The sequence below is a fragment of the Mycobacterium ostraviense genome (genome assembly GCF_002705925.1).
GTDB lineage: Bacteria > Actinomycetota > Actinomycetes > Mycobacteriales > Mycobacteriaceae > Mycobacterium > Mycobacterium ostraviense.
Genome location: NZ_NKRE01000001.1, coordinates 1587835 through 1600662 on the forward strand (window position 1 = coordinate 1587835; position 12828 = coordinate 1600662).

Here is a 12828-nt window from a genome sequence, read left to right on the forward strand (position 1 = left end):
CATGTAACCACGATCAGGTGTCGCGACGGCGAGCGGAGTCAGCCAGCAGCGCGGCCAACGCCGCACCGTCGGGCAACTCATCGGGAACAACGGTGATGCCACTGCGGACGTAGTAGAACGCGGTGCGTACCGATGACTCCCGGCAGCCGAGCAGCGCAGCCCATGCCAGCCGGTAGACGGCCAACTGGACAGCGGCCTGCCGCCTGGCTTCCGGCCCGCGTGGCGGCTCACCGGTCTTCCAGTCGACCACGGTGACGCCGCCGTCGGGATCGCCGAACACCGCATCGATGCGGCCGCGAACCACGGTGTCGCCGATCGGCATCTCGAACGGCACTTCCACCGCGATCGGGGTGCGAGCAGCCCATGGCGACGCGGTGAACGCCGCCCGCAGTTTGGCCAACTCCTCGGCGTTGCTTGCGTCGGAGTCGGCGGCACCCGGAAGGTCTCCGAGATCGAACAGCAATTCGGCTCCGTAGAACTGCTGGACCCAGGAGTGAAAGGCGTTGCCCAGCAAAGCCTGCGGATCCGGACGCGACGGCAGACGATGGGCTAGCCGCTGCCGTGCCTTCGCAGGATCGCGGCCCAGCTCCACCAGACCGTTGACCGACAACTGGCCCGGCAGCTCGCGGGCCGGCGGTTGCACCGCGCGCGCACGTTCGGCCAGTAGCGCATCGACGTCATGGGTCCACCCCTCGGTGTCAGCGTCCCAGGCGTCGATCACTTCGGCCGCTGTTGCCTCAGCCACCAGCCGGGCCCCGCGTTCCACGTCAGCGCGCCGCGCGCCCAGCGGCTCAGCTGGCCAGACTGCTTGGATAACATTGTCCCGCAACGGGTTACGCTCACCTTCAGCCGGTGCGGGAGCCCACTGGTCCACAGTCCCGCACGGATCGCCGGCCGTAACCGAGTGATCGATGATGTCTTTGACTTCGCAGAGGAATTCCGAAGGGCCGCACGGCTTGACCCCGGCAGCGCCCCAGTGGTGACCCGATATCAACAGGGTGTCCTCGGCACGAGTGACTCCCACGTATAGCAACCGACGCTCCTCATCGACACGTCGCTGATCGAGCTGACGACGGTGCTCGGAGATCTTGTCCGACAGCTGTTTTCGATTGGTCACCGCCGACGTGTCCAGGACCGGGATACCGAGCACCCCGGCCGAGGCGCGGTCGCCGCGCAGCAGTGGTGGTAGCTCACCGGGGTCGGTTAGCCAGGTGGTCCGCGACGCGGTCGACGGGAAAACTCCACCCGACAGGTGCGCGACCGCCACGACCTGCCACTCCAAGCCCTTTGCGGCATGCACGGTCAGCACCTGCACCCTGTCGCGTGCAACCGCCGGCTGCGCGGGGGGCAATCCGTTTTCCACTTCTGCGGCCACGTCCAAGTAGGCCAGCAGACCAGCCACCGACGCCGTTGCCGGCACTTCCGTGCTCGACGAGGTCGCCCGCTCGGCGTATTTCGCTACCACGTCGGCGAAAGCGTCGAGATGCTCGGTGCCTGACCACTCTGCGGTAGCGGCCGATGTGGCGCGGGCTTCGCAATCGACACCCAGCACGCGGCGCACCTCGGCAACCAGATCCGGTAGGCGATGGCCGAGTTGTGCACGCAGCAGGTTCAGTTCGCCGGCCAGCGCCACGATGCGCCGATACCCTGCCACCGAGTAGCAGTCGGCCGGACCCGGGTCGCTGATCGCGTCGGCCAGACAGGGGGTGTCGCTGTCCGGGCCGGCTGCCGCCGCAATCGACTCGGGTGACGATTCGTTCGGGCCGCCCGCCAGGCCCAGCGCGCGCCGCCACAGCGCTGCCAGGTCCCGGCCACCGAGCCGCCAGCGGGGACCGGTCAGCACCTGCATCGCCGCGGCTCCGGCCGTCGGCTCTGCCACCAGGCGCAGCATGGCCACCACGTCGGCGACCTCTGGAATGGACAACAGGCCGGCCAGCCCAACCACTTCGACCGGGATCCCGCGGGCGCGCAGTGCATCGGCGATGGGTGCCGCGTCAGCGTTGCGGCGCACCAGCACGGCTGCGGTAGGCGGGCCGACGCCATCGGCCCGAGCCCGCAAGTAGTGCCCCTGAAGGTGGTCGGCAATCCAGTCACGTTCGGCCTGCACGTCGGGGAGCAGTGCGCAGCGAACGGTTCCGGGCGGGGCGTCCGGGCGTGCCCGCAATGCGCGCACCGCGACCGATCGCCGGCGCGCCTCCGCAGAAATGGCGTTTGCCAGGTGCAGCGCTCGCGGCGGGTTACGCCAACTGGTCGGCAGCTCCAGGATCGGCGCTGGTGTGCCGTCGGAGAGGGGGAAGTCGGTGGTGAAGCGCGGCAGGTTCGTTGCCGAGGCACCGCGCCAGCCGTAGATCGACTGAATCGGGTCCCCGACCGCGGTGAGCGCCAGCCCGTCGTCGACTCCGCAGCCGAACAACGACGACAACGCGACCCGTTGGGAATGGCCGGTGTCCTGGTACTCGTCGAGCAACACCACCCGGAATTGGTTCCGCAGTTCGCGACCAACATCCGGGAACGACGCCGCCAGCCGCGCGGCAGACGCCATCTGCATCCCGAAGTCCATCACCTTCCCGGCCCGCATGCGTTCGAGCAACGCATCCAGCAACGGCACCAACTCGGCGCGCTCATTCTGGGTGGCCAGCATCCGCAGCAACCACTGGCTGGGGCCGCGGTCGCGCTGATAAGGGCCCGCCGGCAGGGTGTGCACCAGTCGTTCCAGCTCAACGTGGGTTTCGCGGAGTTGCCCGGTGTCCACCAGGTGCTCGGCTAGCTGGCCCCACAACCGCAACACCATCGCGGTGACCGCCGCCGGGTTCCGCTGGGTACGCAGCTCACCGCGATATCCGTTGACCACCTCGAACGCCAGCTGCCACAGCTCTGTCTCGGTCAGCAACCTGGTGTCGGGCTCGACCGGCAGCAGCAAGCCGTAGTCACGCAGCAACGACCCGGCGAACGCGTGGTACGTGCTGACCACCGGAGCGCCCGCGGATTCGCGCGCCGCCGGGCCGGGTTCCAGCCCGGCCAACCGCGCCAGCCGAGACCGGACGCGGCGCAGCAGTTGGCCGGCGGCCTTGCGGGTGAACGTCAGGCCCAGCACCTGGCCGGGTTCGGCGTAGCCGTTGGCGATCAACCACACCACCCGCGCCGCCATCGTCTCGGTCTTGCCGGCTCCGGCACCGGCGATGACCACCAGTGGGCCCGGCGGCGCGGCGATCACGGCTGTCTGTTCCTCCGTGGGCGGAAAAAGCCCCAGCGCACAAGCTAATTCGGCGGGGCTGTAGCGGGCTTTTTTCACAGCGGTGACCTGTCAGTGTGTGCTGGGCAAAACGGCCGGATCGGGCAGTTCGAGCAACTGTCGTTGCGTCGGGCGATGAACTGCGGCCCGGCCATCGCCTCGGCAGCCTGCCGCACCAGACCGCGCCATTGATCACGAGCGGCCGGTGTCAACGGATCCTGCTCGCGTTCAGTGGCGCCGGTCGTGCCGCACTTCCCCGGATAGACCAGACGCGCACCACCCGGCTCATGGCCTGCGGGCACCATCCCTTCGGCGACAGCCAGCTGATACATCGCCAGTTGCGCGTGCTGTTGGGCGTCGTCCTTGCTCACCGGCGTCTTGGCGGTTTTGACGTCGACAATCATCAGCCGACCCGCGCCGTCGCGTTCGAGCCGATCGACGCGGCCGCGCAGCCGGATCCTTCCGCCGTCCTCGCGGCGGGTCTGCAGGACGCCGTCCACCTCGATCTCGACGCCGACCTCGGCCAACTCACCACGGGTCCGCGCTCGCCACTCGACAAACGACTGGATCATCGCGCGGTGCCGGGCAAGCTCATTGGACGAATACCAGCTCGCCTCGAAGGGTAGCTGCGGCCACACCCGGTCCAACTCGGCCAGCAGTTGAGCTTCACTGTGGCCCGGGCCGGCGAGCAGCGCATGCAGCACCGACCCGACGGTGGAGCGCAGCTCACGCGGCTTGGCTCCACCATGGCGCTCGGTCAGCCACCGTAACGGGCACTCGTTCAACGTCTGGAGGGTCGACGGCGTCAACGTGACGACATCCCCACTGTCGTACAGCGGTTCACTGGTGCTGACCGGGATCAGCCCGTGCCACCCGTCCGGGTCGGCCCCCGCCACACCGGCCCTGGCCAACCGCGCCAATTGCGTTGCCGCACATGCCCGGGCAGCGTCGCCGACTGCGCCGTCAGGTGCACACACGACAGCCCGCAACCGACCCACCACCGCCGCGGCCGACAGGACACGCGGTGCCGGCTCCGGCTGCGCCGCCGCGGGTTCGCCGCCACCATCGGCCAAACGGGCGATCTCGGAAAAGAATGGCGACGGTAGTGCCGGTTCCTGGCCGCCGCCGGCGTCGTTGTCGACGGCCGTCACCAGCAACCGGCGCCGGGCCCGACCCATGGCGGCCACCAAAAGCCGGCGTTCCTCGGCCAGCAGCGGTGCTCGGGCAGAGGCGTTTTCGGTGACACCATCGATTTCATCGAGCAGCCGCTGGGTAGCCAACACGCCACCACGAGGAATGGTGTTGGGCCACAGCCCTTCCTGCAATCCCGCTATGACAACCAGATCCCATTCGTGTCCCAGGGCGGCGTGCGCGCTGAGCACCATCACCTGTTCTGTCGGTAATACCGGCTCGGTGCCGACGCGCGGCAACTGCAGAGCCGCGACATGCTCGATGAGTCCGCGCAGCGACGCACCCGAAGTTCGGGAGACGTACTGGTCGGTGATGTCGAACAAGGCGGTCACCGCTTCCAGATCCCGCGCGGCCTGGACACCCGCCGGGCCGCCGCGTTCGCTGGCTGCCAGCCAGCGACTTTGCAGACCTGAGCGATGCCACGCCGCCCACAGCGTGTACCGCGGATCTTGACCCTGACGGTGGCACCGTGCGGCTGCGGCGAGCACGGCACGCACACGCCGCAGCGCGCCGGCCTGCGGCCCTGAGAACTGCGGGTGGGATTCAGCTTCGGGGGAAAGTGTCTGTGCCAGTACGTCACCGAAATCACCCGGTGAACCACCGGACCGGCCGCGCTGCAGCGCCCGCCGCAGCTGACGGAGCGTAATCGGGTCGACGCGGCCGATGGGCCCGGTGAGCAGCGCCAATGCCCGCTCACCGGTGAGCCCGTCAGCGGTCGCGGCCAAAACTGTGAGCAGCGCAGCCGGTGCGGGCTCCGCCGACAACGCCCCGCCGATCGCCGGCATGGCCACCGGAACTCCGGCCGCAGCCAGCGTCCGGGGCAGCCGCGCGGCGGCGCGCGGCACCGACCTGACGATCACCGCCATCTGCGACCACGGCACCCCGTCGATCACATGGGCTCGTCGCAGAGTATCGGCGATCATCGCCGCTTCGGCATGCACCGAGGCAGCCAGCCGCACGGCGACCGAACCGTCCTGTCCCCCGGTACCCTCGATGCGTTTTCCAGCACTGCCACCGGGCAGCCGCCGGGTGATGCCACTGACGGCACGCGCCACCGCGGGCGCGCAGCGATGCGACACCGTCAAAGTCACTGAGGGTCCGCCTTCAGCGCCGCCCAGTAACCCGGCGGGCTCGCCGCCACGGAAACCGAATACGCCCTGGTTCGGGTCACCCGCCACCACGGCACGTTCGGTGCCCGCGGCCAGCGCCCGGACCAGCCGGGCTGCCTGGGGATCGAGTTGCTGGGCATCGTCGACCAGCAGCAGCCGGACACGGGCGCGCTCGGTGGCCAGGAGTCCCGGATCGACCGCAAAGGCCTCCAATGCCGCCCCGACGAGTTCAGCGGCCCCCAATGCCCGTGCCGTCGCTTGTGGCGCCGCCGTCCCGACCGCCGAACGCAGCAACATCACCTGCTCGTATTGGCGGGCGAAGCGGCCGGCAGCAATCCATTCTGGGCGCCCGCAGTGACGGCCCAGCCGCTCCAGATCCCACGGGTCTACGCCACGTTCGAAGCAGCGCGCCATCAGATTTCGCAATTCGTTGGCGAATCCGGCGGTGCTCAGCGCCGCCCACAGATGCTGCGGCCAGGCGGATTGGGAGGCCGCCGCGTCCTCGAGGTCGCCGGCTAGCAGCTCCCGGATGATCGCATCCTGTTCGGCACCGGTGAGCAGCCGCGGCGGCCCGTCTCCGGAACGCTCCGCGGTCCGTCGCAGTAGTGCATAGGCGTAGCCGTGCACGGTACGCACCAGCGGCTCGCGGACCGCGGACCGACCGGATCCAATCGTGCTCGACCGCAGCAACGCCGACGTCAACGCGCTGCGTGCGCGTAGCCCCAGCCGGCCTGAACCGGTAAGCAGCAGAACCGATTCGGGATCGGCACCCGCGGCGATATGCGCAACCGCGGCCTCGACCAGCAGGCTGCTCTTACCGGTCCCCGGGCCCCCCAGCACGCGCACCAGCCCGCGCAATCCCGGCACGAGCAGCTCGTGCGCCTCGGCGCCCCAGCTCAATGACATAGCCGCCATGCAACCACGAGGGTCTGACAAGCTCTGGCGGCCAGAGCCGGTGATGCCCGGGATGGTTCCGGTCTCAGCTGATCGAGCGGCCTCAGCGGCGATCGAACGCGGCCTGCAGCGGCCGGCCGTCACCGATGCCAGCGCACCGGCCCCGCCCACAGCGCCGCACCGACATGGGCAGCGTCATTGCGCCTGACCGCGATTCGAGCCGGCGGCCGGTGTTTCCGAACGCGAGCAACCGCGCGGTCGTAGTCGTTGCGCAGCTGCGGATCGCGCAACACGCGGTAGGCCGCCAGAACTTGCCGCAGCCGTTCGTCGGCGCCCAAGTCTGGTTTGCCGGACCGCACGTCCGGGTGGCACCTGCGCAATTGGCGCCGGTAGGCATGGGTTATTTCGGTCCGCGTTGCCGTGGGCGGAACGCCAAGGACTGCGTACGGGTCAATCATGGAGTAGCACCGCGCCTTTCGTGAGTGATGGCGGGTCGCTGCTGGAAGTGGGCGCGCCGTCCCGGGGCGCGCCCACTTCTACCGGCACCCTCCGCGCAGCCTCACCTCAACCACGTTGGGTGGCAATGCGCTGCAGTTACGGACTCAGTCGCGCGTCTATTGTGGCGACAGACGGCACGGAGGGCCGCAAGCGTCAAACAGATGTCAATCCGGCGTCATCACCTCCTCGTCGAGATGTTGCAGCTAAAAGTCGGAGCGGCTGGAACGAATGCCGTCAGGCATTGATCGGCGTGCGCTCCCCGTTGTGGCTGATCTCGATACGGCGGGGCTTGGCCTTCTCCGCGATCGGAATGGTCAGGCGCAACACGCCGTCGTGGTAGCTGGCCTCGATTCTGTCGGTTTCGAGGGTGTCGCCCAGGAACAGCTGCCGGCTGAAGACACCGCGCGGCCGCTCGGCCGCGACCATCTCGTGCTCGCGATCCACATCAGGGCGCTCGGCGCGCACCGTGAGCACATTGCGTTCGACGTCGAGGTCGAGCGAGTCAGGGTCCACGCCCGGTAGGTCGAATTCGACGATGAACTGGCCTTCCTCCCGCCAGGCATCCATCGGCATGACGGCCGGGCGCGCCGGTGTACCCAGCATTTGCTCGGTCCAACGATCGAACGCGCGGAATGGATCTGAACGCATCAACATCATATTTCGCCTCCTAGTCGCAACGATTATCTATGTTGATGGTCATAGGTTCTATCTACCACCTCGAACGGCTCCGCGCAAGCATGACAACCAAATTTATTTCCGATTCAGTAGCAGCAGTTCTCGATCCTCCTGGTGTACACCGCATTTCAGCGGTGGCGAACCCCAACGCAGCCCGCCGCCACCGAGTGGCCCGAGACCGCGGCGGGCCCGAAGCGATAGGGCATCGCAGCGAACCGGGGAGCGGGTGGCACAATGCAGGTAACTGACCGCCACTGGTCCGAATGGTTGATCGGGAAGTTCTGGAAGACCCAGCGAGAAGCCGCCAGTACGCAGTGGCCGTGCGACAACGCCGGACTGCAGGCCAACCAGGCCGGCCAGCGGCCGAAGAGCTACAGCAGGAGTATCGATTATGGGCAATGCCGACGGAGTAGGGCCGCAGGATCAGGTTCCCGAAGCGGACGCGGCGGAACAGCACCGCACCGTCGATTTTGACGACGAAGCGGGATTGGACACCGCCTACCTGAGCGATGCCGCGGATCGCGAAGCCAACGAAGCCGACGTGATTGATCAGGCCTACATCGTTCCGGTATCGGATGACGACGCGGACCTCGACCGCTAGCGCGCCGCTGATGTAATTGCCGCGGGCCCCTTTCGACGGCCCGCAGTGATCCGACCTGGCACCATCGACACGTGACTGCCGACCTCCACGTCCACCGTTACGGTCCGTCCGGGCCTGTCCAGGTGCTGACGATTCACGGAGTCACCGAGCATGGGCAGTGCTGGGAACTCTTGGCCGACCGCTTGCCCGAGGTCACCATCGCCGCGCCCGATCTGCTGGGCCACGGCAGGTCATCGTGGGCGGCCCCGTGGACCATCGACGCCAATGTGTCGGCGCTGGTCGCACTGGTCGATGAACAATCCGACGGACCGGTTGTGGTGGTCGGACACTCGTTCGGCGGTGCTGTCGCGTTGCGGCTGTCGGCGGCGCGTCCGGATCTGGTAGCAGCGCTGGTGTTGCTTGATCCGGCGGTCGGCCTGGATGGGTCGCGGGTACGCGAGGTGGTCGATGGAATGGTGGCCTTCCCCGATTATCCGCACCCCGCCGCGGCGCGCGCGGAGAAGGCGACGGGAGCCTGGGCCGATGTGGACCCCGCCGTGCTCGACGCCGAACTCGCGGAGCACCTCATTGCGTTGCCGAGCGGGCGATATAGCTGGCGGATGAGTCTGCCGGCAATGGTGTGTTATTGGAGCGAGCTTGCTCGGGATATCATGCTGCCTCCAGCCGGAACCCCGACAACGCTGGTGCGTGCGGGGCGGGCGGATCCGCGATATGTCAGCGACGAGCTCGTCGCCGCCCTCGGTCAACGGCTGGAAGCCGATCTTGTGCTGCACGAATTCGACTGTGGACACATGGTGCCTCAAGCCAAACCCGCCGAGGTTGCCGCGCTGATCCGCCAACACCTGGCAACGCCCTCGCCATGGCACCGGTGACCGACGAGCAGATCGAGCGGGTGCGCGCGCTGGTTGCCGCCATACCGCCCGGCAGGGTCGCGACCTACGGTGACATCGCTTCGGTGGCTGGACTTTCCAGTCCGCGCATCGTCGGCTGGATCATGCGTACCGATTCCGCGGATTTGCCTTGGCACCGGGTGATCAACGCCTCCGGACGCCCGGCGCGGCATTTGACCACGCGGCAATTGGAGCTGTTGCGTGCCGAAGGTGTGCTCAGCACCGACGGCAGGGTCCCGCTGGGTCAGGTGCGTTACGAGTTGCCACCAGGGCTGTCAGAGCATTAGCCGGACCAGAGCCGCGGTGCGGGCCAGACCCGGAAACGCCTCGGCTGTGGAACGCGGGTGCAGCGCATGCACCGCTAGCCGAAACATCAACGCGCGCAATAACATCTGTGGCCACTCCGGCAGCGCGCTCCACCGCTCGATGAGTCCGTCGTCGGCCTCTCCCCACGACAGCGCATCGACGACGACCACCCCGGCCGCCCACGACGCGGGCCGCCAGTACGGCGTGATATCGGTGATCCCGGGTGCCGCTGCTCCCACGAACAGCACTGTGCCGTAAAGATCCCCGTGAACCACCTGGTTGGGGCTCCTGGTCGGCTTGCGCAGCGTGGCAAGCTGATTGATCAGATCGATCGACCGCTCGGCATCCGCCGTCGGCGAAGACGACCGGGTACCGGGCGGAATGGACTGCAGCGGCCGCTCCTCCCATGCCGCGCGGTCGGCGGCGATGAAGACGTCTACTTCAGCCCACGGCGTCGTGGGCCCCTGGGTCAGGAAACGTGGCCGTTCCAGCTTGCTGGTGGCCTCGTGCAGGCGTACCGCCGCCGAGACGACTTCATCGTGTCGGGCCTCCGGAGTGCCGGCGACGAAAGTGTCTGCCCGCCAGCCGGAAACCACGTACCGGCCGTCGGTCGAGCGAACCGGCCGGGCCAACCGGACCCCGTCGACAAATAAGGTTTCGCGCACCCGCGCCGACCAAGCCGCGCGGGCATGGTCGGCCACCATGGACAACACCACTTCGCCACACCGCCAGCCACCTTCCCAGCTGGAACCCAACGAGGCGAGCTGCACACCGGTCAAACCAAACGCCGCCAGTACGTGCTCGGGCGGTGGCTCGACACTCACACGGGTCAGCCTAGTCGGGCTCCTCAGCGGGTCGACACGACCCGCTGAGGAGCCCGACAAATGGGGCACAGTCGGGTGACCCGCCATATCCGAGCGGGTCGACACGACCCGCTGAGGAGCCCGACAAATGGGGCACACTACCGGCCGCCTGGCCAACGATCGGTATCCGGCTCAGTACATCACCATGTCGGGCTGCATTTGCCTGGCCCACGCCACGATCCCGCCCTGCAAGTGGACCGCATCGGAGAAACCCGCCTTCTTCAGCGCGGCCAACGCCTCGGCCGAACGCACACCCGTCTTGCAGTAGAGCACCGGCATCCGGTCCTGGGGCAGCTTGGCCAGGCCCTCACCCGACTTGATGGATGACTGCGGAATCAGTGTCGCTCCGTCGATATGCACGATGTCCCACTCCACGGGCTCGCGGACGTCGATCAGCGCCAGCTTCTTGCCGGAATCCAGCAGCGCGCGCAATTCCCGCGGGGTGATCGTGGATCCGCTGGCCGCGTGAGCGGCATCGTCGGACACCACGCCGCAGAACTGTTCGTAATCGACCAGCTCGGTGATCTTGGGCGTCGACGGGTCCTTGCGGATCCTGATCGTGCGGTAGGCCATCTCCAGCGCGTCGTAGATCATCAACCGGCCCAACAGTGTCTCACCGAGCCCGGTGATCAGCTTGATCGCCTCTGTCCCCATCACCGACGCGATCGAGGCGCAGATAATGCCCAGCACGCCGCCTTCCGCGCAGGAGGGCACCATGCCGGGCGGCGGTGGCTCCGGGTACAGGTCGCGGTAGTTGAGCCCCAGCCCGTTGGGCGCATCCTCCCAGAACACCGACACCTGGCCCTCGAAGCGGTAGATGGAACCCCACACGTACGGTTTGCCGGCCAGTATCGCGGCGTCGTTGACCAAATACCGGGTGGCAAAGTTGTCGGTGCCGTCCAGGATCAGGTCGTACTGCCTGAACAGGTCGACGGCGTTGCCGGGCTCGAGCCGGTACTCATGCAGTTGCACGTCGATCAACGGATTGATGGCCACGATCGAGTCACGTGCCGACTGGGCCTTGGACCGTCCTATGTCGGCGACACCATGAATGATCTGGCGCTGCAGGTTGGACTCGTCGACGACGTCGAAGTCGATGATGCCAATGGTGCCAACACCTGCGGCAGCCAGATACAGCAGCGTCGGTGATCCGAGCCCGCCGGCCCCGATTACCAGCACCCGTGCGTTCTTGAGTCTCTTCTGCCCGTCGACACCCAAGTCGGGAATGATGAGATGGCGACTGTAACGGGCCACCTCTTCACGGCTCAGCGCTGGTGCGGGCTCAACCAGGGGCGGCAGCGATGTCGACACCGAACATCTCCTCTGTGCAGGCGGTTGTCAGGCACTGTCAGGGCCCTGTCTAGGACCCATCACAGCAGCTGTCCGAATCGACGGCAATGAGATCAACACCCAGGCCGGCGGTGTTGTTTCCCGGGGTCGACGTCATCGGCCCGCTGCACCGGCTTTTCGAGCGTCGAGCGTGCGGCGGCAGCGCCGGGGCCCCCGGTCAGGCGATCGGGTACGGCCAGGGATTGAATCGGCAAGTCTTGCCGTCCGCCTTCACCCACTCCGGGTCGAACTTGGCAGCATCGTCGTCGGACGTGGAGAACGTCTGCTGCATCATCACCGGCGCCAGGCCGCCCTGCTTGTCACACGGCTCGTGACGCAGGTACCCGATGGCGTGGCCGACCTCGTGGTTGATCACGTACTGCCGGTAGGACCCGACATCGCCTTCGAACGGGACGGCTCCGCGCACCCAGCGTGCCTCGTTGATGAAGACGCGTGCTTGCCGGTCCGCTCCGAATGACGGGTTGTAACAGGAGGTCTCGAGCCGGAACTCGTAACCGCACCCTTCACGCACCGTCAGCGGTGACACCAGCGAAATGCGGAAGTCGGGCTTTGCCTTGTCGGTTCCGTCGATCCGGACGAACGCAAATTGCGGATCGTGGGTCCAGCCTTTGGGATTGGCCAGTGTCTGGTCAATCATCTGGGCGAACGCGTTGTCGCCGCCGTACATCGTCGGGTCCAGCCCGTTCTCGATCTCGACGGTGTACTTGAAGACCTTTGCCGTACCCTGCCCCACCTGCGGCGCGGTACCCGGAACCACGCGCCACGACTTTTCGCCCGCGTCGGTAAAGGGGCCACCATCGGGCAGTGTTCCGGCCGGCAGGTTGGCATCGAATGCGGCCAGACCGCGAGGCGGCATGTCGATGATCGCCGTCCCCACCGAACCGATGGAGGGCGGGTCATGAATGGTGGCGGCCACCGCCGACCTGGGCGACGTCGTCCCCGTCACCGTCTGATACACCACCACCGCGGTGAGCACCATCAGGATCGGCAGCGCATACGCGCGCCAGCCATAGGTCGACACGAACCGCCCCAGCCAGGTTTGTTTGCGCCATCGGCGCGGCCTGTCGCGGCCGACGCGCGGCCGTCCGGCGCCCTGCCCGAGCGGGTCACGCTGGGCCCGCAGCGGTTCACGCCACGGCTCGCGCAGCACCGGCACCCGAGCGGTGCTGCCCGGCGGGCGGGTGGACGTCATTTCCCCAGGATGGCACAGTCGGCCGTG

The 12828-nt window shown here is 67.6% G+C and carries 10 protein-coding genes; 3 read left to right on the plus strand and 7 right to left on the minus strand.

Annotated features, from left to right (window positions below; genetic code table 11):
• Window positions 1–13: 13 nt before the first annotated feature.
• The 4 genes from CDN38_RS07135 to CDN38_RS07150 all read right to left on the minus strand — a co-directional run bounded on the left by CDN38_RS07135 (window position 14) and on the right by CDN38_RS07150 (window position 7581).
• On the minus strand, window positions 14–3292 hold the full coding sequence (locus CDN38_RS07135; protein ID WP_075511050.1) for an ATP-dependent helicase: 3279 nt from the start codon (window positions 3290–3292) through the stop codon (window positions 14–16).
• Window positions 3289–6438: an ATP-dependent DNA helicase gene (locus tag CDN38_RS07140; protein ID WP_099319347.1), complete on the minus strand. Its 3150-nt coding sequence runs from the start codon at window positions 6436–6438 to the stop codon at window positions 3289–3291. The genes CDN38_RS07135 and CDN38_RS07140 overlap by 4 nt, the downstream gene beginning before the upstream one ends.
• A gap of 128 nt (window positions 6439–6566) precedes the next feature.
• On the minus strand, window positions 6567–6884 hold the full coding sequence (locus CDN38_RS07145; protein ID WP_075511051.1) for a J domain-containing protein: 318 nt from the start codon (window positions 6882–6884) through the stop codon (window positions 6567–6569).
• 274 nt (window positions 6885–7158) lie between these two features.
• Window positions 7159–7581 (minus strand): Hsp20/alpha crystallin family protein, encoded by a 423-nt coding sequence (locus CDN38_RS07150; protein ID WP_075511052.1) that lies wholly within the window; start codon window positions 7579–7581, stop codon window positions 7159–7161.
• A gap of 409 nt (window positions 7582–7990) precedes the next feature.
• Here CDN38_RS07150 and CDN38_RS07155 point away from each other — a divergent pair, with 409 nt between their 5' ends.
• From CDN38_RS07155 to CDN38_RS07165, 3 genes are all read left to right on the plus strand, one after another.
• Window positions 7991–8200, plus strand: a complete 210-nt coding sequence (locus tag CDN38_RS07155) for an Rv3202a family protein (protein ID WP_063468890.1) — start codon at window positions 7991–7993, stop codon at window positions 8198–8200.
• A gap of 71 nt (window positions 8201–8271) precedes the next feature.
• A complete protein-coding gene (locus CDN38_RS07160; protein ID WP_075511053.1) occupies window positions 8272–9072 on the plus strand; it encodes an alpha/beta fold hydrolase in 801 nt (266 codons plus the stop codon).
• On the plus strand, window positions 9060–9377 hold the full coding sequence (locus CDN38_RS07165) for an MGMT family protein (RefSeq protein WP_075511054.1): 318 nt from the start codon (window positions 9060–9062) through the stop codon (window positions 9375–9377). Before CDN38_RS07160 ends, CDN38_RS07165 begins: the two co-directional genes overlap by 13 nt.
• On the opposite strand, the gene CDN38_RS07170 is transcribed toward CDN38_RS07165, so the two are convergent.
• The 3 genes from CDN38_RS07170 to CDN38_RS07180 all read right to left on the minus strand — a co-directional run bounded on the left by CDN38_RS07170 (window position 9366) and on the right by CDN38_RS07180 (window position 12801).
• Window positions 9366–10220, minus strand: coding sequence for a TIGR02569 family protein (locus CDN38_RS07170; protein WP_075511055.1), 855 nt, complete (start codon window positions 10218–10220; stop codon window positions 9366–9368). The genes CDN38_RS07165 and CDN38_RS07170 overlap by 12 nt on opposite strands.
• Before the next feature lie 171 nt (window positions 10221–10391).
• Window positions 10392–11570: an adenylyltransferase/sulfurtransferase MoeZ gene (gene moeZ / locus CDN38_RS07175; RefSeq protein WP_075511056.1), complete on the minus strand. Its 1179-nt coding sequence runs from the start codon at window positions 11568–11570 to the stop codon at window positions 10392–10394.
• Between the two features lie 196 nt (window positions 11571–11766).
• The gene (locus tag CDN38_RS07180; RefSeq protein ID WP_075511057.1) at window positions 11767–12801 is read right to left on the minus strand and encodes a DUF3152 domain-containing protein; all 1035 of its coding nucleotides are present in this window, start codon (window positions 12799–12801) and stop codon (window positions 11767–11769) included.
• Window positions 12802–12828 lie beyond the last annotated feature (27 nt).